General features: G+C 62.9%; 13 protein-coding genes, 1 other RNA gene, 2 pseudogenes and 1 riboswitch. Of the genes and pseudogenes, 7 read left to right on the plus strand and 9 right to left on the minus strand.

Translation table 11 applies throughout. From position 1 onward, the window contains the following. Window positions 1-268: 268 nt before the first annotated feature. The 3 genes and pseudogenes from XdyCFBP7245_RS20655 to XdyCFBP7245_RS20665 form a co-directional block, all read left to right on the plus strand. A complete protein-coding gene (locus tag XdyCFBP7245_RS20655; protein ID WP_104617287.1) occupies window positions 269-796 on the plus strand; it encodes a DUF4189 domain-containing protein in 528 nt (175 codons plus the stop codon). A gap of 244 nt (window positions 797-1,040) precedes the next feature. Beyond that, a complete protein-coding gene (locus XdyCFBP7245_RS20660; RefSeq protein ID WP_170068728.1) occupies window positions 1,041-1,694 on the plus strand; it encodes a hypothetical protein in 654 nt (217 codons plus the stop codon). After that, a pseudogene (locus XdyCFBP7245_RS20665) lies at window positions 1,691-2,413 on the plus strand (Tle-like phospholipase domain-containing protein); the annotation flags it as partial. The gene XdyCFBP7245_RS20660 and the pseudogene XdyCFBP7245_RS20665, both read left to right, overlap by 4 nt. A 282-nt stretch (window positions 2,414-2,695) precedes the next feature. Here XdyCFBP7245_RS20665 and XdyCFBP7245_RS20670 read toward each other — a convergent pair. Continuing rightward, window positions 2,696-3,220: a hypothetical protein gene (locus XdyCFBP7245_RS20670; protein WP_104617288.1), complete on the minus strand. Its 525-nt coding sequence runs from the start codon at window positions 3,218-3,220 to the stop codon at window positions 2,696-2,698. A 248-nt stretch (window positions 3,221-3,468) separates the two neighbouring features. Between XdyCFBP7245_RS20670 and XdyCFBP7245_RS20675 the strand changes: the two genes are divergently transcribed. Then, the gene (locus XdyCFBP7245_RS20675; RefSeq protein ID WP_104617289.1) at window positions 3,469-5,496 is read left to right on the plus strand and encodes a sodium-translocating pyrophosphatase; all 2,028 of its coding nucleotides are present in this window, start codon (window positions 3,469-3,471) and stop codon (window positions 5,494-5,496) included. 206 nt (window positions 5,497-5,702) lie between these two features. On the opposite strand, the gene XdyCFBP7245_RS20680 is transcribed toward XdyCFBP7245_RS20675, so the two are convergent. Then, complete coding sequence (locus XdyCFBP7245_RS20680) at window positions 5,703-6,185, minus strand: hypothetical protein (RefSeq protein ID WP_104617290.1); 483 nt, start codon at window positions 6,183-6,185, stop codon at window positions 5,703-5,705. 196 nt (window positions 6,186-6,381) lie between these two features. Here XdyCFBP7245_RS20680 and ppa point away from each other — a divergent pair, with 196 nt between their 5' ends. Both ppa and XdyCFBP7245_RS20690 read left to right on the plus strand, forming a co-directional pair. Beyond that, complete coding sequence (gene ppa, locus XdyCFBP7245_RS20685) at window positions 6,382-6,918, plus strand: inorganic diphosphatase (RefSeq protein ID WP_005990841.1); 537 nt, start codon at window positions 6,382-6,384, stop codon at window positions 6,916-6,918. A gap of 147 nt (window positions 6,919-7,065) precedes the next feature. Next, window positions 7,066-8,181, plus strand: a complete 1,116-nt coding sequence (locus XdyCFBP7245_RS20690) for an HDOD domain-containing protein (RefSeq protein ID WP_104617291.1) — start codon at window positions 7,066-7,068, stop codon at window positions 8,179-8,181. A 295-nt stretch (window positions 8,182-8,476) separates the two neighbouring features. Here XdyCFBP7245_RS20690 and XdyCFBP7245_RS20695 read toward each other — a convergent pair whose 3' ends face one another. The 5 genes from XdyCFBP7245_RS20695 to thiC all read right to left on the minus strand — a co-directional run bounded on the left by XdyCFBP7245_RS20695 (window position 8,477) and on the right by thiC (window position 17,195). Further along, window positions 8,477-11,365 carry a TonB-dependent receptor plug domain-containing protein gene (locus XdyCFBP7245_RS20695; RefSeq protein WP_170068729.1) on the minus strand — a complete coding sequence of 963 codons (2,889 nt, stop codon included), beginning with the start codon at window positions 11,363-11,365 and terminating at the stop codon, window positions 8,477-8,479. A gap of 48 nt (window positions 11,366-11,413) precedes the next feature. Further along, window positions 11,414-12,307 carry a helix-turn-helix domain-containing protein gene (locus XdyCFBP7245_RS20700; RefSeq protein ID WP_104617293.1) on the minus strand — a complete coding sequence of 298 codons (894 nt, stop codon included), beginning with the start codon at window positions 12,305-12,307 and terminating at the stop codon, window positions 11,414-11,416. A gap of 110 nt (window positions 12,308-12,417) precedes the next feature. After that, window positions 12,418-14,757, minus strand: coding sequence for a winged helix-turn-helix transcriptional regulator (locus XdyCFBP7245_RS20705; protein ID WP_104617294.1), 2,340 nt, complete (start codon window positions 14,755-14,757; stop codon window positions 12,418-12,420). Between the two features lie 425 nt (window positions 14,758-15,182). Next, a non-coding RNA gene (locus XdyCFBP7245_RS20710) (sX9 sRNA) lies at window positions 15,183-15,259 on the minus strand. Between the two features lie 58 nt (window positions 15,260-15,317). Beyond that, on the minus strand, window positions 15,318-17,195 hold the full coding sequence (gene thiC / locus XdyCFBP7245_RS20715) for a phosphomethylpyrimidine synthase ThiC (RefSeq protein WP_104617295.1): 1,878 nt from the start codon (window positions 17,193-17,195) through the stop codon (window positions 15,318-15,320). 112 nt (window positions 17,196-17,307) lie between these two features. Then, window positions 17,308-17,405, minus strand: a riboswitch (TPP riboswitch). Window positions 17,406-17,655: 250 nt separating this feature from the next. On the opposite strand from thiC, the pseudogene XdyCFBP7245_RS24820 reads away from it, so the two are divergent. Continuing rightward, window positions 17,656-19,626 (plus strand): annotated as a pseudogene (locus XdyCFBP7245_RS24820) (S9 family peptidase). 12 nt (window positions 19,627-19,638) lie between these two features. On the opposite strand, the gene XdyCFBP7245_RS20725 reads toward XdyCFBP7245_RS24820, so the two are convergent. Both XdyCFBP7245_RS20725 and ggt read right to left on the minus strand, forming a co-directional pair. Then, complete coding sequence (locus tag XdyCFBP7245_RS20725) at window positions 19,639-21,477, minus strand: methyl-accepting chemotaxis protein (protein ID WP_170068730.1); 1,839 nt, start codon at window positions 21,475-21,477, stop codon at window positions 19,639-19,641. A 79-nt stretch (window positions 21,478-21,556) separates the two neighbouring features. Further along, entirely contained in the window at window positions 21,557-23,266 is a 1,710-nt protein-coding gene (ggt, locus tag XdyCFBP7245_RS20730; protein WP_104617303.1) for a gamma-glutamyltransferase, read from the minus strand. Between the last annotated feature and the right edge of the window lie 211 nt (window positions 23,267-23,477).

The following is a 23,477-nucleotide window of genomic DNA, read 5'->3' on the forward strand; positions in this document are numbered from 1 at the left end:
AGGGCAATATGGGCACATTCCTGTCCTACACCGCGTTTAACAATACGGCATCCCCAGGCCCTCAGGGCCAGCCGGCTGGGTCGTATATGCCTGCACAGGTTGGACGAGATAATAACAGACCCTCTAACGAAATCAGCGGCGGAAACGTTGGCAATGGCAATCTAACGCGAAATCCAGATCAAGGTATAACCTCACAGCCATCTGGGTCACGTGGTTTAGCTGGCCCTAAAGATAGTAGCTTCAGTTAAGAAATACAGGCTTATTCGCGATGAGAATTACTTTCTATGTATGCGTTCTATTTTTAGTTTTCTCGGTGACTGCGAGAGCAGAGCAAGGCTGCCCGCCTGGCCAGTATCCCATAGGAGGTCAGGGAGTAGCAGCATGCGCGCCGATTCCGCAAGGAGGTGCAGGCCAAGCAGAACCGCGCCCTCTAGGAAAATGGATCAAAACGTGGGGAGCTGTTGCAATGGGATCACTGGATTTGGAGCGAAATTTCGGGGTAACGACCGGAAAGCTATCAAAAGCGGAAGCGGAGAGTGATGCACTCGCTCGCTGCTCAAAGCACGGCGAAAAAGATTGTAAAATTGGTTTGTCTTATAGAAATCAATGCATTGCCATTGGGGAACCACAGATCAATGGCAAACCCAACTTGACGGGAAATGTACAATTCTTTGCAGATCAAACAATTGAAAAGGCATCTGAATCCGCACAAACAGCTTATGAACGCAGGAATCCGGAGGATCAGTGCAAAGTAATTTATAGCGCCTGCTCGGAACCAATATTTGAACATTATTGAAACGCACCAACCATAGCGTGCAGTAGTTGGCTTCCACTCCATGCACTGCGTGCGGCTTTCTAGGCAGCAGTGGTTCGCCTGGGGCGTTAATCGATAAGTTGGTTCTTGAACTTCTGCGGACCCTATCCCTTCTTGTTGTCGCGCTGGCACAATGTCAGTGGCAGCGTGGATCACCCGTCCAATTCCCGCCAAAGCCGCGTAGTCATCTATCGCGCAATACGCCAAGGCAGCAGAAGCTTCTCCAATGACCCTCAAGATTGTCGGCCTTTTCGCTTTCCTCCTCACGTCCTTCTTCTTTGCAGGATGCCAGCCCATGGATGCCCCTTCCCCACAAGCTGACGCAAAGAGCAATAGCACCGATCCGGTCTACCAGAAGAACCCGCATCCGACGCAGGCGTATCGCATCACCATGACCATTGAGGATGCACCGGGGCCGTTCGAGTGGATTTCGGGGACAGCATTCTATGAAATGACCAACCACAAGCAATGCACGCCAATCGAACCTACTGCAGGTGTCTGGAATAAATCCAGTGAAGATGGGATACCTATCCACTTTAGCAAAGTCAATGACACCACCTATGTGGCGATCATCTATGCAGATGGAATGGTCGATGCTGACTATTACGGCAAGGGAACGTGTTCTTTTGAGTTAGACGGAGTTGGGATTTCCCTGAAAGCCACCGAAAAGCATGAAGACACACGCTTTCAGCCGGCCCTATTTAAGAATGAGATTTACAGCCCAGCCCCAAAGGTTACTTACTTTTGGAAAGGACGATATCCGAAAGAAGATGTCGATAACTTCCCTGATAGCGGCAGATCAAGAGTCGACCAATTCAATGAGAATGCCCGCAATGACATTTTTAAAGTCACTCTGGCTACTGAAAAGGTGATTCCATGACCCTTACGAGCCAACAATATGCAGCTCTCGCTGACGATGTGTATGAAAAACCTAGAGAAACAGGCATAGATAGTCGTCCAGTCGATATTGCCGGGGTTATTTACAAGCGTCTCGAGTATGTAGACAGCTCATCTGGCTATCAGGGCATTATTTATCAGCGTATCGACACCAACGAGATCATCGTCGCCCATCGGGGCACTGAGACTGAGCGTGAGCTCAAGCAAGATGGTGTCTACACCGATGGCGGCATGGTCGCCGCTCGCCACAACAACCAAGCCGTAGAAGCAATTGAGTTGACCAAGCATGCGTTGGTCTATGCACAAAAACTCGGTAAGGACGGCGAAGCGCTTGACGTCACCGTCACCGGCCACTCGCTCGGCGGCGACCTGGCGCAGGTCACGGCACATCACTTTGGCCTCAAAGGCGAGACCTTCAACGCCTATGGCGCGGTCAGCCTGGATCGGCGCATTCCCGAAGGTGGCACCGATGTGATCAACCACGTGATGGCCGGCGATGCGGTCAGCGCTGCCAGCAAGCATTATGGTCAGGTCAAGCTCTACGCCACGCCACACGAAATCGCCGCCTTGCAGAAGGCCGGTTACGCCAATGACCGCAGCCTGTTCGATGACCGCAATCCGGCAGTCGCCAAACCGCTCAGCGACTCGCATAAGATGCATAACTTCCTGCCCTTCGATGGCGACGGCAAGCCGGATCGCTCGGACACGCGGCCGCATGCAATTGCTTCACCGTGGCAGCGGTCACTCCAAATGCGCGGGGCAACACTCATTCACCCGCGCAACTGACGCTTCTTAAAGCATGCGCGATGCTTGAATCACCGTATCGATGCGAATGCGCGAACAAAGCCATCGGTATCGGCAGCGACACCGGCATCACTCTTCATCAATCCGTCAACTGCATGGCATGCAGCTACCAGCGGCATGCCATGCGGACGTCTGCACCATGCAAACAGCCGTAGCATTCCCGCGTCGATGCCGCACCCGTCACTGGCAAGCCTTGCCTTCCATCGTCTGCTGCGCAGCAAACATCGGCACCTGCGGGACTTTGCCGGCAGCGGCCTGTTGCTTGGCATCTTCAAGGTAGATGCGTGACTGGCCTTGCCCATCGAGCTGTGGTTTGGCATCGACCGGTTTGCGCCACACGCGTACGACCGCCTGCTGACTTGGGCAGGCTGCGCTTGGGACGCGAATCACGTCGTTGAAGATCCAGCCCGCCGCAACACTGGGTGCCGCTTTGGCGTAGTCCACAAAGCGCGCACGTGGCTGACAGGTGGGGCTGCTGCGCACGACCGAGAACGTATAGGGCTGTGCCGCATTGCCGGTAAACACGCCTTCGAGGCGTGCACAGGCTTCTGGAATCTGTCGCAAAGTGTGTACTGCACCGACGGCTTGCGCAGTGCCAGGCGGGCGGGCCTTCAACTCCGGCGCTGGCTCTGCAGCGAGTGCGCTACCGGTAAACAGCATGGCTGCCAGCACAGCGGCGTACCTGGACGCGGCATCGTTCGACATAGTTACTCCTGGATGGGCTCGGTCACGTTGGCCGCAGGCTGTCATGTCGCGACTGAACCACGCGCCAAAGCCGCGGTGGTGGCACCCCTGCAAGCTGCGGCGCATACTCGATCGCGATCCGGCCACCTGAACATCGCGACGCGCATTACGGCCCTTTTGGCCGTCGAGTCCGTATTGGTTGTCACTCGTTGCGTGCGTCGCCCTTGGTTCATCCCGACCGGATGACATCCATTCTCTTGGGAGGGGTCATGCTGGAACACTACGGGTTAGGGCTTGCGCTGGGCTGTGCGGTATTGGCAATTTTGTACGGGATCGTGTCGGCGCGCTGGGTGGTCGCGCAGCCAAGCGGTAACGCGCGCATGCAGGAGATCGCGGCGGCGATCCAGGAAGGCGCACGCGCCTATCTCAATCGGCAGTACCTCACGATTTCGATCGCCGGCGGCGTGCTGTTCGTATTGGTCGGGCTGTTTCTGAGCTGGTACACGGCAATCGGGTTTGCGCTCGGCGCGGTGCTGTCGGGGTTGGCCGGCTATATCGGCATGAACGTCTCGGTACGCGCCAATGTGCGCACTGCCGAAGCCGCACGGCATGGCATCGGCCGTGCGATGGATGTGGCATTCCGGGGCGGCGCCATCACCGGCATGTTGGTGGTGGGACTGGGCTTGCTGGGCGTGGCCGGTTACTACGCCGTGCTGCAGGCCATGGGGTTGCCGCTGGAGCAGAACCTGCATGCCTTGGTCGGCCTGGCGTTTGGCTCATCGTTGATTTCAATCTTCGCGCGTCTGGGTGGCGGTATTTTCACCAAGGGGGCGGACGTGGGGGCGGATCTGGTTGGCAAGGTCGAGGCCGGCATCCCCGAAGACGACCCGCGTAATCCTGCGGTGATTGCCGACAACGTCGGCGATAACGTGGGCGACTGCGCGGGCATGGCAGCGGATCTGTTCGAGACCTACGCCGTCACCGTGATCGCCACCATGCTGCTCGGCAGCCTGACCCTGGCCGAAACCGGGCCGCATGCCGTGCTGTATCCGCTGGTGTTGGGCGGTGTCTCGATCATCGCCTCGATCGTGGGCGCGGCCTTCGTCAAGGTCAAAGCAGGCGGCTCGATCATGGGGGCGCTCTACAAAGGCGTGATCGTCTCCGGCGTGCTGGCTGCGCTGGCCTATTGGCCGATCACCCAGAGCCTGATGCGCGACAACAGCCATGGCGCGACGTCGCTCTATGCCTGCGCATTGATCGGCCTGGTGCTCACCGGCCTGATCGTGTGGATTACCGAGTACTACACCGGCACCCAATACGCACCGGTGCAGCATGTCGCCTCTGCCAGCACCACCGGACACGGCACCAACATCATCGCCGGCCTCGGCATCTCGATGAAATCCACCGCGCTGCCGGTGATCGCGGTCTGCGCAGCGATCTGGGGCGCGTTTCACTTTGGCGGTCTGTATGGCATTGCGATCGCTGCCACGGCGATGCTGTCGATGGCCGGCATGATCGTGGCGCTGGATGCGTATGGCCCCATCACCGACAACGCCGGCGGCATCGCCGAAATGGCCGAACTGCCACCGGAAGTGCGCGCGATCACCGATCCATTGGATGCGGTAGGCAACACCACCAAGGCGGTCACCAAAGGCTATGCGATCGGCTCGGCTGCGCTAGCGGCACTGGTGCTGTTTGCCGACTACACCCACAACCTGCAGGCGGCCAATCCCGCTGAAGTCTTCGCCTTCGATCTGTCGGACCACACCGTGATCATCGGTCTATTAATCGGCGGATTGATCCCCTATCTGTTCGGCGCAATGGCGATGGAAGCGGTGGGCCGCGCGGCGGGCGCAGTGGTCGAAGAAGTGCGCCGTCAGTTCCGCGAGATCCCCGGCATCATGGCCGGCACCGCCAAGCCGCAGTACGACCGCGCCGTGGACATGCTGACCCGCTCGGCGATCCGCGAAATGATCGTGCCCTCGTTGTTGCCGGTGGTGGTCCCGATCGTGGTCGGGCTGCTGCTGGGGCCGCGCGCATTGGGCGGATTGTTGATCGGCACCATTGTCACCGGGCTGTTTCTGGCCATTTCGATGACCACCGGCGGCGGGGCCTGGGACAACGCCAAGAAGTACATCGAGGACGGCCATTTCGGCGGCAAGGGCAGCGAAGCGCATAAGGCGGCAATCACCGGCGACACCGTCGGCGACCCGTACAAGGACACCGCCGGGCCGGCAATCAATCCGTTGATCAAGATCATCAACATCGTGGCGCTGCTGCTGGTGCCGCTGTTATAGCAAGGCATGCCCGCAGGGATCTCGGACCTGCGGCCATAGGGCCGCAGGTCATTGCGCGGGAAAGCTGGCTACCGCGACGGACAATACTGACGTCACTGTCTCCCCAGCGAACGTATTGGCGGTCGTTTGGCGTCCCTGCGACGCTGCCAGCACGCGCCGCCACAGGCGACAACGTGGCCAGCAACGACACCCTCCGCTGCCATCTCTCAAAGACAGCCAATCAGGCCATCATAGATCGGCGGCGCGCCGCCCGGCAGCGGCTCGAACAAGGGGTTGGTCACCGCAAGCACACGGTACATCTCGTCCAGGCGCGTGCCGGCTTTCAGCGGTGCGGTGCAGCGCCAGACGCGGCTGTCCGAGCGAAGGTAGCCGCTGCGGGGATCCACACTCACTTCGCTGGCACCGAAGGTCCAGATGCAGCTGCGCACCACGCCGGTGACGCGGTGGACCGAGCAGCGAAAGCGCAACGGCTGGTAGTCGCTGAATTCGCCTCCGCAGAAGGTATCGCCGCAGATATTGTCGAAATCACGGTCCAGCCGCTGCTCCAAGTCGATGAAGGCCTCCCAGCCTTCGGCATTGGCCGGCCAGTCCACCGCGTCCACGTAAGTGGGGAGTGGCGCTGCGGCAGCGGCCGCCTGGGCGGTGAAGGAGAGCAGCAGTACGACGAGCAAGCGTGCGAGCCTGGACATGGTATTTCCCGAGCAGTGGATGAGTCTGCAGCGTGCACCGCGTCCCCGGGCGCCACGATCAGCCGGCTGCCCGCGATGAATGCAGGCTATGCCGCGCCGGGCCCTCAGAAGATTGCCCATTCAGTGTCGCTGCAGCGCAACAGCCGAACGCGTAGAATCGCGTTCTACACACTGCTGACGCCTCGGAGCTAACCGCATGGGCCTTGAACTGGTCACCTCTGGCAAGAATCTGCCGGAAGAAATCAACGTCGTCATCGAAATCCCCAAGGATTCGGAGCCGGTCAAGTACGAAGTGGACAAGGCCAGCGGCGCGATCTTCGTCGACCGCATCCTGTCGACGCCGATGCGTTACCCCTGCAACTACGGCTACGTGCCCAACACCTTGTGCGGCGACGGCGATCCGGCCGACGTGCTGGTGGTCCTGCCGCTGCCGCTGGTTCCGGGGTCGGTGGTGCGCTGCCGTCCGGTCGGCGTGCTGCGCATGAGCGACGAGGCAGGCAGCGACGAAAAGATCCTGGCGGTGCCGATCGAGAAGATCTTCTCCGGCTACGCGCACATCGAAGATATCAACCAGGTGTCCAGCCACTGGATGGAGCGCATCGGTCACTTCTTCGAGCATTACAAGGACCTGGAGAAGGGTAAGTGGGTCAAGCTCGACGGCTGGGGCGGCGCGGCCGAGGCCAAGCGCATCCTGGTCGAATCGGTGGAACGCTATAATTCCGACGCGCCCTAAGCCGTTGGCTGTAACACTGCTCTGCACGTGCGGAGCGACCGAGATCACGCTTTTGCCGTGATCCCGGTGACCGCTGCCGGTAGATTGGGTACATTACCGAGTTGCGTTTGGCCGGCGTCCGCCGTCGGTGACTTCTGGGGAAGTGTCTTGCGTATTCTGTTTGTTGGGGACGAAGCCAGTCTTCCGTCCGACCTGGTCGACTACGTCGCCGATCTCGGCGACCAGTGGCAGGCGCAGCAGGTGGCCGATGGAAATTCGGCGATCGAAGCTGCGGCCCTGTCGCCCTTCGATGCGGTCATCGTTGCCCCGGTGTTGCCGGACCTGACTGCCGCCACGTTGCTGGGGCAGATCCGCACGCTGCGCCCGGACACCATCCGCATCGCGCTGATCGATGCCCAGGACGGCCAGCGGACGCCGCCGGCCCGCATCATCGGTGTAGCCCATCGTTTCCTGCCGATGCCGCTGGCGCCGGAAGTCCTGCTCGAAGCCGTCACCAGCCTGGAAGAACTGCGCGACCTGCTGGGCAATCCGCGCTTGCGCGCGGCGATCGGGCGCATCGAAAAGCTGCCCTCGCCGCCGCATCTGTATCTGAGCCTGATGCATGCGCTGGAAGAAGACGATGGCGCCGACGCGGCCGACATCGCCAAGCTCATCGCCGGCGACCCGGCGATCGCCGCCAAGGTGCTGCAGCTGTGCAATTCGGCATTCTTTTCCGGCGGCCGCAGCATCACCGATCTGCGCACCGCTGTGACTCGCCTGGGCGTGGCGACGCTGCGCGACCTGGTGCTGGCCAGCGAAGTGTTCTCGGTGCAGACGTTGACCCCGGCCGAGCGTAGCGCGATGCAGCGCCGCGCCCTGCTCTCTTCGCGACTGGCGGCGAAAGTATTGCCCCCCACCAGCGCCGAACTCGGCTCCACCGCCGCCTTGCTGGCCGACATCGGCCTGCTGTTGCCGGGCGTGCGCGACGAGCGCGAACCGCCTCTGGAAGGCGGCGATGAGCGCCTGGGCCATACCGAAGCCGGCGCGTATCTGCTTGGCCTGTGGGGCCTGCCGATGCCGATCATCGAAGCGGTGGCCTTCCATCGCCATCCGCAGCGCTCCAGCCTGCGCAGCTTCTGGGTGACCGGTGCGGTGCATGTCGCCACGGCACTGGCCAGCGGCGAGACGGTGGACGAAGAATATCTGTCCAAGGTCGGCGTCATTTCCCGACTGCCGACCTGGCGCGAGCAGGCCGAGACGTTGCTGGGGCTTGCCGAGGCGTGAGTTACGGCACCACTTGGTGCGAATAGTGAAACGAGAAAAGGCGCGAGATATTCGCGCCTTTTTCTTTGGCGCTGCAGATAACGCGAAGGGGTGCAGCAGCTGTTACAGCATGCAGTTTCGCATGGTTGTCCTGGACAACGGGATGTGCCCTTCCAGGTGGCTATGCAGGTTTCTACGCAGCGCTCGCGCACGACACAACGCAGGAGCGTTGTGTTCGTCGCATCCCGGCACCAGGAATGACGGACATAAAAAAAGCGGGCCTTTCGGCCCGCTTTTCGTTACGACGCTTCGATGATCAGAAGCGCTGGTTGTACTGCACGAACAGGAAGCGGTCGTAATCCAGCATCGGATCGATCGCCGCAGTGCTGCTGTTGGTGATCGAGTAGGTCACCGGCGGCTGCTTGTTCCAGATGTTGCGGGCACCAACGGTCACGCTGCCATCCCACGGAGCCTGCCAGGTGACAGAGACGTCCTGATAGGAGATCGAGCCCTTCTTGTTGGAACCGGTACCGCCGCCCCAGCCCGGATTCGGGGTCTGGTAGTTCGGGTTGTTGCACTCGATGCCTGCCGCTGCATCCCAGCAGTAATCGCGGAAGCCGCCGTAGTAACGCAGGTTCCAGTTCGCCGACAACGCGCCCAGCGACCAGTCCAGGCCCAAGGTGGCACGCACGCGCGGGAAGTTCCAGTAGCCTGCGGAGTTCGCCCACTCGGCACCGGCTTCTGCCTGCGACTTGTAGGTCGCCAGGTAGTTGGTGTCCAGGTTGACGGCAAACTTGCCGTACGCGGTTTCCGGCATGCGGTAACGCACACCGAAGTTGTAGCCTTCGGTTTCCAGACGGCCCAGGTTGACGTTGCCGCGGCTCAGCGTGGTGACCTGGCCGGTAACCGCGTCGCGACCGTAGTCGGCGCAGTAGCTGGCCAGATTGTTGAGGTAGCAGTTGTTCAACACATCATTGGCCGACAGGGCGGTGATGATGTTGGAGATGGAAATGCGGTACCAGTCGAGCGAGAAGTCCAGGCCCTGCACCCAATGCGGGCTGTACACCATGCCCACGGTGCGGGTGATGCTGTATTCCGGCTCAAGCTCTGCATTGCCCACGCCCGAGTTGAACGGTGCGTTGCCCTGCACGTCGCGGCGCGTGACCGGGTTGCCTGCGGTATCGGTCTGACGGAAACCCGCCGGCAGGCCTTCAGCGGTGCAACGTGCTGCCACGCCTGCGGTGCCCAGCGAGCCGAAGGTGGCGTCGCACGGATCGGTGAAGGTATCGAACGTCTGCGAGCCGCCACCGAATGTGTCCGACAGGGTCGGCGCACGGAAACCGGTGCCGTAGGTACCGCACACCAGCAGGTCTTCGATCGGCTTCCAGGTGAAGCTGAACTTGCTGTTGGTGGTATCGCCGAAGCGGCTGTAGTTGCTGTAACGGGCGGCCACGTCGAACGACAGTTCCTTGGCGCCCGGCAGATCCTTCAGCACCGGAATCAACAGCTCCAGGTAGGCTTCGTTGGTCTGGTAGCGACCTTCGGTGGCCTGTGCCGCCAGGTCGGTGGTGTAACCGGCGCTGGACAGCTGATCCGGATAGTCGTAACCGCTGATTTCGCGGTGCTCGACGCCTGCGGCGAAGCCCAGCTCACCGGCCGGCAGATCGAACAGACCACCGGTGACATTGGCGGTCCACTGCTTGCTCAGGCTCTGCTGGGTGGCCTGACCCAGCGCATTGATGTACTGCAGCGCGTTCGGCGTGGAGGCCGACGGGCCACCCAGGATGTTGAACGGGGTGCACTGGCCCAGCGCATTGCTGGTACCCAGCGCGATCGGAGCCGCTGCGGTACCGCACTGCACCTGACCCTGTGCATTGAGGAACGACGGGCCCAGCGCCTTCTGCAGCGCCAGCAAGTTGATGTTGCCGCGCGAAACCTGCGTCACATCGTACTTGTTGTAGTTGAAGCCAACGTCCCAGTTCCAGCCGTGGCTGCCGACGTCGAACACGCCTTCCAGCGCTGCATCGAAATGCAGGGTCTTGACGTTGCTTTCGGTGGTGCGCGGCAATTCAACCGTACGACGGAACCAGCTGTTGATGTCCTGACCAACCGGGTTGTAGTAGCTGCTGCCACTGATCGCCACCGGGAACTGCGGCTGCGACGAGGCCTGCAGCGGGTAGCCGGCGATCTGACGGTTCGAGTCCCGCTCGGAGTACATCGCGGTCGACTTGAAGGTCACGCTGTCGGTCAGGTTGTAGCTGCCGGTCGTGAAGATCGACTTGTTGCGGCTGGACTGCTGCAGCATCATCTGGTCGACGGAATTGAAGTAGTCGTCGGTGGTGATGTCGTTGTGGTAGTTGGCCAGATTGCGTGAATCCGCACCTACGCCCTTACCGTCGAACGAACCGGTGTGATTGAGAATGTAGGTCTGGTCGTTGGAGGTGAAGCGACCCCACGGGCCGGTTGCACTCAGACCATCTTCGATGTGGTTCGGGCCGGCCGAGTAACGGGTCAGCGCACGATCCTTGGCCCACACCGGGTCTTCGTTGGTGTAGTTGACACCGAACACCAGCGAGGCGCGGTCGGTGGTGGTGCCGGCGGTGAAGGAGTACTGCTCCTTGGAACCGTCGCCACGACCGTTCTGGCCGAAGTACGCCGAGGCTTCTGCACCGTCGTAGTTCTGACGCAGGATGATGTTGACCACACCGGCCACAGCGTCGGAGCCGTAGATCGCCGAGGCGCCGTCCTTCAGGACTTCGATGCGCTCGATCAGCGAGCTCGGGATGGTGGACATGTCGGTCAGGCCGTTCAGGCTGCTGGTCCAACGCTTGCCGTTCACCAACACCAGGGTACGGTTTTCACCCAGGTTGTAGAGGTTGACGTACTGGCCGCCCTGTTCCGGGTCCGAGGTCAGCACGGCAGCCTTGCTATAGGTCTGCGTGCCGGCAATCGACAGGTTCTGGAGGATGTCACCAACGCTCACCAGGCCGGACTTCTGAATGTCCTGCTGGGAGACGGTGAAGACCGGCTGTGCGGTTTCGACGTCGACCGAGCGGATGCGCGAGCCGGTGATTTCGATGCGGTCCAGCGTCGTGGTCGACGGGGCGGACTGCTCTTGTGCGTTGGCGGCAAAAGCCGGCGTCAACGCGATCGCAATACCGGCGGGCAACAGGCCCAGCCGCACTGCGGAGGTGCGAAGGTTCATCAATCTCTCCAGGGTTCGTTAGTGGCGCGTTAAACGCCCCCGTGCAAATTACGTTTGCGTGAACGCCGTCGCTTTGCGCGTCACGTTCCGTGGCTTTGCCGAATCTGGCGGATTGGTTGTCTGCTCGCGATAATGCGATGCGGAGACGCCAAAACGCGCACGAAATGCGCGTGCGAAGCTGCAGCAATTGTCGAAGCCGCTGGCGGCCGCAACCTCACCGATCATCATCGAGGTATCGCGCAGCAAGTCGGAGGCCCGCTCCAGCCGCAAGCGTGCCGACAGCGCCTGCGGGCTTTCTTCGTACAGGCTCTGGAATGTCTTGGACACATACCAACTGGAGAAGTTGGTCAGCTGCGCCAGTTCGCTGATGCGCACCACGCGGTCGCTGTTGCCTTCCAGATACAGCCGGGCCCGTTGCATGCGGCCGAACACCTGACGGCGACGGCTACGCGAACGCCCCGGGCAACGCTGCTCCTGCTCGACGAAGTCGTGCTGCATCGCGGCCAGATGCAGCAACAACGGGCGCGCCGATGCGCTGCCGCTCTGCAGCGCCGCATTACGCCACAGCCGCAGCGCAATGCGCAGGTCGCTGCGCGACAGCTGGCTGCGACCTGGATACAGCGTGGCGTCGGTCAACTCGGCCAACGACTGCAAGCTGGTGCCATCCAGGCTGACGCCGACGCACAACGCGCTGCGATCCGCCTGCACGGTGGGGTGCGAGTCCTTGTCGAAGGCGATCCAGTCGCCGGCGCGCAGCCGGAAACGGCCTTCCTTGGATTCCACCCAGGCGCGACCCCGCAACTGCACCCACAAGGTAAATGTCGCAGCGGCGGTACGGATGCTACCCAGACGCGAGACAGCCAGACAGGTGGTCGATGTCGAGTCGCTGGCACCGTCCAGGCAGAGTGCGAGCCCGCGATCGGCAGTGATGACCTGTTGCATGTTGGCAGCCCCTTGTACAAAAGAGGGCGTAGTGTTTTGCCGAATCTGGCGTGAGTCAGGACGTTTCCACGAAGCTCTGCCGAAATTGCCACGAAGCCTTTCCGAAGGAGTTACGAGGCCACTTTTCTCAACATCATCAACAAGTTGGAGATGAAGCCGACGGACACCGATGGCTGCTCCGGCAACGGCATGTAGGCGATCGCGCTGCCGTCTTCTTCGGCCAGCGCCACATACATCGCACCGCTGCGCTGATCCAGGCTGAAACCGTTGATGGTGGTGAACTTCGCCGCGTCCAGGCACTGCGCGCGACCGCCGCCGAGCGCACTGTCGTGCGTCGCGCAACTGTCATTGGACGACAGGTAATGCACCTGACCCTGGGTGCCCGGCGCCCAGCTGCGATAGCGCCAGCGCGATGGTTGCTGCGCGTCCACCGGCTGCACGGTATCGGCAGCCAGGGTTGGCGCAACCTGCCAAAGCCCTGCCCCGCTCAGATGCGTCAACAGCACCTGCCCGCTGATGCGATCCAGGCGTACCTGCGAGACATCCTGCAGCGTGGCCAGCGCGCGCCAGGGGCTGCTGCTGCGGTCGTATAGCGTGGCAAAGGTATGCCCATCGTCGGCCGCAGCCACGACCAGCAACCGGTTGGGATCGGGAAGATGGATCGCCTGCAATGGCCGCGCTTGCGGTACCGGCAGGCGTACCGTCTTGCCGGTGTTCGGGGTCACTTCAAAGAGCGCAGCCCGTCCATCGGCGTCGCTGCCGCTGACCAGCACTTGCTGCGAATCGGCCGACCAGTCGGCAGCCTGTCGCGCATCCGGGCGGATCCCTTCGATCAACCGCACCGAGCCTGGATTGGTGACATCGCCCCACCACAACCCATACGCACCGGAGCGATTGGACGCGAAGATGAGTTGATGCCCGTCGGGCGCAATCATCGGTTGATCGTCGCGCCCATTGGAAGGAAACAGGCGACGCCGAATGTAGCCACCGTTCATGGGGTCGTGGATGACCTGATACACCCCGAACTGCGGCTTGCGCTGCACGAAGACCAGATGCCCGTGCGCCACGTCCGGCGCCTGCGCATCGTCCACGCCCAGATCGTGCAGGCTGCGAGCGATCAGATCGAGCCGATACAAACGCGCCTCGCTATCCACGCGACGCCCGAAGATCAGCCCACTGCCGTCCGGCAACCAGCTCCAGCCACGGATATCGGCATTGTCGTGCGTCAATCGCTCCGCGCTGCCGCCTTGCGCGGGTATCCGCCACAGATCGCCCAGCTGCGGATTACGCAGAAACACGATCCATTGCCCGTCCGGGGAATAGCGCGGTGCGTAGTCGAAATCAGTCGGTTGCGCGCTGTAGGTCAATCCCTGCCATTGCCCGGTTTCAAGATCCAGACGCCGGATTCGGGGCGCACCTTGCGCGCCGGTCATGCTGCCGAACAACAACGCGCGGCCGTCGGGCGACCAGCTGAAACTGAGCATGTCCGCGCCATCGCAGCGCACCACTTCGCGTGCTGCGGACTGTCCTACCGCAGCGGCGACCATGATCCTGCAACTGCCATCCGGCGATTGCCGGGAAACCGCGATTTCGCGCCCATCCGGCGACCAGGCAGGCAGTCGGTCGGAGACGCCGGGCGCAGGCGCTTCCAGCACCCGCGGATACGCGTTGTCGGTCGTCTTGACCAGGATCGAGGTCCCCGGCCGATCGCTGGTCAGCGAGGCGTAGGCCACCATTTTGCCGTCGGGCGAGAGGCTGGGCGTGAGATCGAATCCGCCGCCCGCGGTGATGACCTGGTACGGCCGCTTGGGGCTGCCGGGGACAGCGGTGGACGTCGCAATCTCCATTGCCGGCGCGCGCAGCCACAGCGTGCGTGCCGCAAGGCCTAGCACCACCACCAGCGCCAGACTCGCGAAGGCCAATGCCATCCAACGATGTCGGCGCGGCGTCATTGCTGCAGCAGGCAACGGCGCTGAAACTTGTTCCGACGTGCGATGACTGGCCTCCGCTGTAGCGCTCACCGCATCTGTCGCGAGCGGCGCTTCCTGCGTGGCCTGCTGCACGCCTGGCGACTCTAGCGAGGACGCCGTCTGCGTCAGCGTCGCCGCTGCGTCCGCATACGCCTCCCACGCCACCGGCGCCATCAGCCGATAACCGGTCTTGGCAATCGTCTCGATGTACTCGGACCGCTGGCTGCCGCTGCTGGCAAACGCCTTACGCAGCTGCGTCACTGCCTGGGTCACCACATCGTTGGTGGGCAAGGTGTCAGGCCATACCTCGGCGAGCAGCTGCTCACGCGTCACTACCTGCCCTGGCTGTCGCGCCAGTGTCAGCAGCACCGCTAACGATTTGGGTGGCAACCGCAACGCCCGCCGTGCGCCCGGTGCGTGTACTTCGCGCGAGGCAACATCGACCACACACGGCCCGACACGCAGCCGGCCAGATGGCATTGCAGTAGCAGGAGGAACACTCATCGGCAAAACACGCGTCGGCATGCAAGGACTACAAAAACGCATCGCACTCAGTGCGAAACGCCAAATTCAGCAAAGGACCACGACCAACTGTGTCATGCATCCAGTTGGCGCAAATTTTACTCTATGCCCCGTTGCTTCCTATAAAGGGCGGCGACGTCAGGCTCTCTCTCTCTCGCCGACGAATTCAAATAATTACGATGTTCCCTTCGCGCCTTCTGGCGCGATTTTTTTATCTGCGATTCAGCTAAAACGCTGCAAGCCCTTATGCGCTGTAACCGCTTGCAACGCGATCGCATCGCGGCACTTGCGCACAGCGATGCGATCTGGTGCAACGAAGCTGAATTTTTGATAAGCGAGCCACGCACTGCGGGCAATCTAATGCAGGCTCGCGGGCCAAGAGTGGCTGACAAAACGTCGCGAGCAGTCGCCAGGTGGGTGTGGAGCGCGCGCTCAGAACCGGAGTATGCGAGTGGTACATGCCGCACCGAGCACCGGCCGCGCCGCCTGGCGGCTGCACAGTCGTTTTGTCAGCTGTTCTAAGAGGGGCGATAGACCTGCGCACCCTGCGCCAGAAACTGCGAGGCCTTCTCTTCCATACCAGCCGACAAGGCGTGCTCTTCGCCCATGCCGTGCTCGGCCGCGTAGTCGCGCACGTCCTGGGTGATCTTCATCGAACAGAAGTGCGGCCCGCACATCGAGCAAAAGTGCGCCAGCTTGTGCGCGTCGTTGGGCAGGGTTTCGTCGTGAAACTCCTTGGCCTTTTCCGGATCCAGCCCGAGATGGAACTGGTCGTCCCACCGGAACTCGAAGCGCGCCTTGCTCAGGGCGTTGTCGCGCACCTGCGCGCCGGGATGTCCCTTGGCCAGATCGGCCGCATGCGCGGCAATCTTGTAGGCCATGATGCCGTCGCGCACGTCCTGCCGGTTGGGCAGGCCCAGATGTTCCTTGGGCGTGACATAGCAGAGCATCGCGGTACCGAACCAGCCGATCATCGCCGCGCCGATGGCGCTGGTGATGTGGTCGTAGCCAGGCGCGATATCGGTGGTGAGCGGCCCCAGCGTGTAGAACGGCGCTTCGCCGCATTCGCGCAGCTGCTTGTCCATGTTTTCCTTGATCAACTGCATCGGCACATGGCCCGGCCCTTCGATCATGGTCTGCACGTCGTGCTTCCAGGCGAGTTTGGTCAGCTCGCCGAGCGTTTCCAGTTCGCCGAACTGCGCGGCATCGTTGGCGTCGGCGATGCAGCCCGGGCGCAACCCATCGCCCAGTGAAAACGCCACGTCGTAGGCCTTCATGATCTGGCAGATGTCTTCGAAGTGCGTGTAGAGAAAGTTCTCCTTGTGGTGCGCCAGACACCACTTGGCCATGATCGAGCCGCCGCGCGAGACGATGCCCGTCACCCGCTTCGCAGTGAGCGGCACATAGCGCAGCAGCACACCGGCGTGGATGGTGAAGTAATCCACGCCCTGCTCGGCCTGCTCGATCAAGGTGTCGCGAAAGATCTCCCAGGTCAGCTCTTCTGCACGGCCATCGACTTTTTCCAGCGCCTGATAGATCGGCACCGTGCCGATCGGCACCGGTGAGTTGCGGATGATCCACTCGCGCGTTTCATGGATGTGCTTGCCGGTGGACAGATCCATCACCGTGTCGCCGCCCCAGCGGATCGACCACACCAGTTTCTCCACTTCCTCGGCAATGCCAGACGACACCGCGCTGTTGCCGATGTTGGCGTTGATCTTGGTCAGGAAATTGCGACCGATGATCATCGGTTCGCTCTCGGGATGATTGATGTTGTTGGGAAGGATCGCGCGGCCGCGTGCGATCTCATCACGCACGAATTCCGGCGTGATGCGTTGCTGGATCGACGCACCGAACGATTCACCGGGATGTTGCTTGCGCAGCATTGCGTCGGTGACGGCCTCCAGACGCTGGTTCTCGCGGATCGCCACGAACTCCATCTCCGGAGTGACGATGCCACGCCGTGCGTAATGCATCTGGGTGACATTGGCGCCGGCGCGCGCCATCCGTGGCAGGCGCCGTGCGGGGAAGCGCACCGCATCCAGCCGCGCATCGTGTTCGCGGCCGCGCCCGAAGTGCGAACTCAAGGTGTCCAGCGCCACCGTATCGCCACGTTCGGCAATCCAGTCGGCGCGCAACGGCGCAAGGCCGGCAGCAAGATCGATCGTCGCCTGCGGATCGGTGTACGGCCCGGAGGTGTCGTAGACGCTGAGCGGCGCATTGTCTTCGCCGCCGAACAGCGTCGGCGTGCGCGTCAGTGCGATCTCGCGCATCGGCACCTGCAGATCGGCACGCGAACCGGGCACGAAGATCTTGCGGGAACCGGGAATCGGCTGGGTCACAGCCTCGGATAACGATTGGGCTTGTTGCTGCAAAACGGTAGGCGCGGCATTCATGGCGTTCGTCCTGTGTGCTGGTGACCAGCACCAATGGCGCTGGCTCTGCGAAGAAGTCGCAGTGCGGACGAAGCGGCGGCGCTCAATATGACGAACCGTGCAGGCACGGACCATCGCATCTTACGAAGCTTCCCTACGCCGGTATGAGCCGGATCAGGTTCGAAGGGACTATCTCAACCGCAGCGCACTGCGGTACCCCCACTTCGGCGGCGATTAAACCACATCGCCGCTGGCGGGCGCATGCACGGTTGCGTGACAGAGCCGCCCGATGAACGCAGCAATGCAGCTGACATGCCCAGACATGTTCGCGGCACATGGGCTCGCTAGCGTGGTCACACAACAGCCAGAAACCTGCCCTCTCTCCTTGCCGCCGCATCCCGGCGGCATTTTTTATCGCCCCCCTTGCGGCCGACGGCTCCGCTTCGTTATCGTCGCGTGAAAACAGGGATGGACGACGCGAATGCAATGGATGCAACGGTGTGCGTGGATCGCGGTAATGCTGATCGGTACGGCGGGACCTGGTGCAGCGGCCGAGCCGCTAGCAGCGGAAGCATTCGTCGAATCCGGCCCGATGTCCTCGCCCGCGATGTCGCCGGACGGCAAGCATCTGGCGGTCAGCGCCGATCTCGGGGATGGCAGCTACGCGCTAGTGGTGTACCGCATCGCCGACATGCAATCCACCACCATGTTGCGCCTGCCGCGCTACGAGTTGCCGGTGCGCATTGCCTGGGTCAGCGATCGGCGTCTGGTGATCGGCAAGGGCCGCAAGCTCGGCTCGCTGGAAGAACCGGTGCCGATGGGCGAGATCATCGCCACCGATCTGGATGGCGGCAATCAGCGCTACGTTTACGGCTACCAGCAAAGCACGCGCAATGCCGGGCTGGAGCGCGGCTTCGGCTATATCGAAGGGCTGCCGAGCCGGCGTAACGGGCACTTCTACATGCGGCGGCTGTCGCTGGATTCACGCCATTCGATGCTGTACGACGTGGACGCGAGCACCACCACCCACCGGCTGATGGCCGACATCGACGTGCCGCGCCTGAGGTTCGTGCTCGACAACGATGATGTGGCGCAGTACGCCTACGGCACCGATGACGACGACAATTCGCTGCTGTTCCGCCGCAACGGCAACGGCTGGACGCCGCTGACGCAGGTCCAGGCCAACTGGCGCCCGATTGCGTTTGCCGAACAGCCCGGTCGTGTCTATGGCTGGTACAGCGTCTCCGGTGGCCCGGCGGCATTGGTGTCCAGCGATCCGGACGGCCAGCAGCGCAGCATGCTGGCGTCCGATCCGTTCTACGACGTGGATGATCTGCAATGGAGCCCGGCACCCTATGCACCGTTCGCGGCCCGACTGGGACCGGGCCGGCCCGCGCTGCGCTAGATCGCGCCCGACAGCGCACCGGCGCAGCTGCATCGCAGCCTCAGCGAGACCTTGGCCGGTCAGTACGTGGATTTCGTCAACTTCACCGAAGATGGCAGCGCCGTGCTGCTGAAGGCCTATAGCGACCGCGATGCCGGCGCCTGGTACATCTTCAATCGCCCGACCAATACGCTCAAGCTGGTCATCAAGGCCCGCAGCGCCCTGCCCGCAGCACTGATGGGCGAGCGGCGGATGGTGAAGTTCAAGGCCCGCGACGGGCTCATGCTGGACGGCGTACTGACCGTTCCGGCGACGGCCGGCCAGGGCGCGCCACTGCCGATGATCCTGCTGCCGCACGGCGGCCCGCATGCCGACGGCGACGGTTGGGCGTTCGATACCGATGCGCAATTTCTCGCCAACCGCGGCTACCTGGTGTTGCAGGTCAACTATCGCGGCGGCACCGGCCGCGGCAATGCCTTCGAACGCGCGGGCTACCGCCAGTGGGGCGAACGGATCCAGGACGATCTGGTGGATGGCGTGCGTTGGGCGATCGACCAGGGCCTGGCCGATCGCTCGCGCATCTGCAGCTACGGCGCCAGTTTTGGGGCTTACGCAGCGATGATGGTGCAGGTGAAGGCACCGGACCTGTTCCGCTGCGCCGTGGGGGTGGCCGGCATCTACGACCTGCAGATGATGTACACCAAAGGCGACATCAATCAGAGCGCGTCCGGCACCAATTACCTGCAACGCGTGATCGGCCGCGACGCAGCCGACCTCTCCGCGCACTCGCCGGTTTCGCTGGCCGAGCGCATCAAGGCGCCCGTGCTATTGGTCCACGGCGAAGAGGATGAGCGTGCGCCCTTTGCCCAGGCCAAGAGCCTGCGTGCTGCGCTCACGCGTAGCGGCAACGCGCCCGAATGGATGGCGGTGCCCAAGGAAGGCCACGGGTTTTACAAGGACGCCAACCAGATCGCCTTTTACCGCACCCTAGAAGGCTTCCTGGCCAAACAGTTGGGTAATCCGACAACCGCAGCGGCGGGCGGCACCACGCCGACCACGCCGCAGTAACGCCGGCGCACGTCACTCCAGCGTATAGCCCACCCGCAGGCCGCCCCAATGCTTGCGGCCGACGAAGATCGGGGCAGACAGATCGAACATGATCTGGCCGGTATCGCGGCGGTAGACCTGCAGGCGGTATGGGTCGGTATGTGCACCGACGCTGCGGCCAACGCGGTCGGAGAACTTGCGCTTGGTGCGGTTGCCGACCAGATCGCGCTTGGGGTCGCCGGTGAGCGGCTGGGTGAAACGCAGATTGTGGGTAGGCACATAGCCGTCGGGATTGGCGCAGATCGCGAACACGATCCACGGATGCGCATCCAGCAAGGGCTCCTGCAACGGAGGCAGCACGTGATCGCACACCGCGTCGAAGTCGGTGCTGAACTTGGGCGGCTCCACACCGGCAATCGGGGTGTAGGTGCGCGCGAACAACGCCGCTTCGTCGATCTGCCCACGCGCGATGGCCTGCGCCAATGCGGTGCCGATCTTGCCCGCCGTGGCAACGGCGAGTTCCTTGACGCGCGCGTGCCTGGGCACCTGCAGTGGATCGGGCGGCAGGCGGAACAGGCCTACGCAGTCGCGCAGGGTTTCGGTGCCGCGTTCCAGCGCTTCGCTGCGTTCGGCCACGTGCGCGGCGTGCTGCAGGTTGCTGCGGCCCAACGCCACCACGCCATCCACCGCACGCTCGATGCCGCGAATCTCGCCGTCCTGCGCCTGGATGCGTCCGGCCACCGTGGTCATCGCGCTACTGGCCTGCCCAAGCACACGGGTGATGCCATCGAGCACCGCCTCGGTCCCGCGCGCGGAGGCCGCACCCTCGCCCACTGCGGCGCTGGTTTCGGCCAGGATCGCGCGCACATCGCGCGCTGCCGCGGCGGCACGTTCGGCCAGGCGGCGGATTTCGGTGGCGACCACCGCAAAGCCGCGCCCGGCATCGCCGGCGTGCGCCGCTTCGATGCTGGCGTTGATCGACAGAATATTGGTCTGAAACGCCACCGAGTCGATGACTTCGATGACCTCACCGGCACGTGCCGCGCGGCGCTCCACTTCATGCATGGCCTGACCCAGCGCATGTGCCGCGGCCACGCCTTGACGCGCGCTTTCATCGGCGCTGGCGGCCAGCGCAATGACCTGCGCCAGTTCGGCATTGACGTCCTGCAGGCTCGACGACAGCCGCTCCACCGCAGTGCGTGCGCCGTCCAGCGCCTCGGTTTGCGCCTGCGACTGGCGCACCATCTCGTCGTTTTCGGCCACCAACGGCGGCACTTCGGCGGCGATCTGCACCGACAGCGCCACAGCCTGGCGGATCGCTTCGGCCAGATTGCCGAAGCCGGCCTGCAGCCGGCGGCCCATGTCGGTGTCTGCCAGGCCCGTTGGCAACAGCAGATCCAGCTCGCAGCCGGCCAGGGCCTGCGCGGTGCGCTCCAGCACCGTGCGGTCTTCGTGCTCGGCCTGCAGGCGTGCCACCAGGGGCTGCAGGAGCGGCGAGATCGGCACCGGGCGGCTACCGTCGGCCAACCGCGTGGCTTCGCGCAATAAGGTTGCGGTTTCCACATGCGGTAACGACAGCATCCAGCCTCCATGCTCGCGGTCGCGGATGTAACGCACGCGCCGGGCCGGGTCCTCGCCCGGCGCGGCCCATACTCCTTCGTCGCCGACCAGGTCGGTGGCGCTCAATCCCCACAATACGGTTGCCGGCAAGCCATCCAATTCATTGGCGGTCTTGCCAAGCACGTCCAGGCCAGCGCGATTGCAGGCGACCACACACGCCTCGGCCGACAGCCGCAGCAAGGCGACCGGCGCGTCGGGGAGCAGGGCCGCACGCGTGTGCGACGGCAGGTCAGGCGATTGCATCGAGCTCATGGGGATTCCTAAACCATCAGTGTCGTTAGCGGCGCGCGGCGGGCAGAATTGAGCGGCGCACTCATCCGTGGCGGCTGGCTCAGTAGCCGGCGGCCTGCCCATCCTTGCGACTTTCCGAGGCGCCGTAATACACGCCATTGGCCGGATCACGGGCAATCGCCTGATAGCCGCCGTACGGGCCGTCGGCAAAGATCACCCTGTGGCCTTTGCGCATCAGTGCGCGAATGGTGTCGTAGGAGAACCCGGTCTCCAGATTGAGCTCGCCGCCGTCGCTCATCGCGGTGGCCTGGCCGGTGGGCTCGGTAGAGCCCTCGTGCTGGATGCGCGGGGCATCGCCGGCTTCCTGCAGATTCATATGGAAATCCACCAGGTTCATCACGATCTGCACGTGCCCTTGCGGCTGCATCGCCCCGCCCATCACGCCAAAGCTCAGCCACGGCTTGCCGTCCTTGGTGACGAACGCCGGGATGATGGTCTGGAACGGCCGCTTGCCCGGCGCGTAGCCGTTGGGGTGGTCCTTCTTCAGCACGAACATCTCGCCACGGTCCTGCAGGATGAAGCCCAGCCCCGGCGGCGCCATGCCACTGCCCATGCCGCGATAGTTGGACTGGATCAGCGACACCATCATGCCGTCGGCATCGGCGACGGTCATGTAGATGGTGTCGCCCTCTTCCAGTTGTTTGGGCGTGCCGGGCTGCACTTCCTTCAAGGCCTTGTCCATGGAAATGAGCGACCGGCGCTGGGCGGCGTACTCCTTGGACACCAGCTTGGCCAGCGGTGCCGGCTGGAAGGCAGGGTCGGCATAGAAGCGTGCACGGTCGGCAAAGGCCAGCTTCTTGGCCTCGGTGAACAGATGCACGTGCTCGGCCGAGCCGAACGGGATCTTGGAAAAATCGTAGCCTTCCAGGATGTTGAGCATCTGCAACGCCGCGATGCCCTGGCTGTTGGGTGGCAGCTCCCACACGTCATAACCGCGGTAATTGGTGCTCACCGGCTCGACCCATTCGCCCTGATGGCTGGCCATGTCCTCGTAACTCAGGTAGCCGCCATTGGCCTTGAAGTAGGCGCCGATGGTGCGTGCGATCGGCCCCTTGTAGAACGCGTCGCGGCCGCCGTCGGCGATCTGCTGCAAGGTGTTGGCCAGGTTCGGGTTCTTCCACAGCTCGCCCTTGCGCGGGGCGTGCCCGTCGATGGTGAACTGCTCCTTGAAGCCGGGGTATTGCGACAGCCGCGGTACCGAGCGGTCCCAGTAATAGGCAATGGTTTCGGCCACCGGATGGCCTTCGCGCGCGTAGCGGATCGCCGGAGCCAGGTTCTGCGCCATCGGCTTGCGACCGAAGCGCTCATGCAGCGCAAACCAGCCATCCACCGCGCCCGGTACCGACACCGGCAGCGGCCCGGTCGGCGGAATGTCTTTCAGCCCGCGCCGCCGAAACTCGGCCAGGGTCAGCGACTTGGGCGAACGACCGGAGCCGTTGTAACCGTAAAGCTTGCTGGTCTTGGGATCCCAGACGATGGCGAACAGATCCCCACCCACCCCATTGCCGGTCGGCTCCATCAAGCCCAACGCCGCATTGGCGGCGATCGCCGCGTCCACCGCCGAACCGCCGTTTTTCATCACATCCAACGCGATCTGGGTGGCCAGCGGTTGCGAGGTCGCCGCCATCGCATGCGGGGCGATCACTTCGGAGCGGGTGGCGAAGGCTTGTCCGGTGACACGGTCAGCGGCGCCAAGAGGCGGCGCGAGCAGCGCCAGAGCAGACACCAATAAGACGGGTACGCGACGCATGATCAAGAGCTCCCCCATGACACAACGAATGAAACACCAACCATAACAGCGGCCTCCGTCACAGCGTTCGATCACGGTCGCACTGAAGCAACAAAACCGCGCAGTTAGCGATGCAAATCTGCGATGTCGGCCGGCCGGCGATCCGGTTTCAATGGAAACCATGCTGCTGCCATGAGGCTTCGCGCTCGGTAAACAGCGCTGATCCAGATGT

It is taken from the genome of Xanthomonas dyei (assembly GCF_002939865.1).
Taxonomy (GTDB): domain Bacteria; phylum Pseudomonadota; class Gammaproteobacteria; order Xanthomonadales; family Xanthomonadaceae; genus Xanthomonas; species Xanthomonas dyei.

Bases quoted from the DNA above. Each gene is read 5' to 3' on its own strand.
- XdyCFBP7245_RS20695 (WP_170068729.1), bottom strand. From the start codon at position 11,365: ATGAACCTTCGCACCTCCGCAGTGCGGCTGGGCCTGTTGCCCGCCGGT.
- thiC (WP_104617295.1), bottom strand. From the start codon at position 17,195: ATGAATGCCGCGCCTACCGTTTTGCAGCAACAAGCCCAATCGTTATCC.
- XdyCFBP7245_RS20725 (WP_170068730.1), bottom strand. From the start codon at position 21,477: ATGAGCTCGATGCAATCGCCTGACCTGCCGTCGCACACGCGTGCGGCC.
- XdyCFBP7245_RS20705 (WP_104617294.1), bottom strand. From the start codon at position 14,757: ATGCCATCTGGCCGGCTGCGTGTCGGGCCGTGTGTGGTCGATGTTGCC.
- ppa (WP_005990841.1), top strand. From the start codon at position 6,382: ATGGGCCTTGAACTGGTCACCTCTGGCAAGAATCTGCCGGAAGAAATC.
- XdyCFBP7245_RS20655 (WP_104617287.1), top strand. From the start codon at position 269: ATGAGAATTACTTTCTATGTATGCGTTCTATTTTTAGTTTTCTCGGTG.
- XdyCFBP7245_RS20675 (WP_104617289.1), top strand. From the start codon at position 3,469: ATGCTGGAACACTACGGGTTAGGGCTTGCGCTGGGCTGTGCGGTATTG.
- XdyCFBP7245_RS20680 (WP_104617290.1), bottom strand. From the start codon at position 6,185: ATGTCCAGGCTCGCACGCTTGCTCGTCGTACTGCTGCTCTCCTTCACC.
- ggt (WP_104617303.1), bottom strand. From the start codon at position 23,266: ATGCGTCGCGTACCCGTCTTATTGGTGTCTGCTCTGGCGCTGCTCGCG.
- XdyCFBP7245_RS20700 (WP_104617293.1), bottom strand. From the start codon at position 12,307: ATGCAACAGGTCATCACTGCCGATCGCGGGCTCGCACTCTGCCTGGAC.
- XdyCFBP7245_RS20670 (WP_104617288.1), bottom strand. From the start codon at position 3,220: ATGTCGAACGATGCCGCGTCCAGGTACGCCGCTGTGCTGGCAGCCATG.
- XdyCFBP7245_RS20660 (WP_170068728.1), top strand. From the start codon at position 1,041: ATGACCCTCAAGATTGTCGGCCTTTTCGCTTTCCTCCTCACGTCCTTC.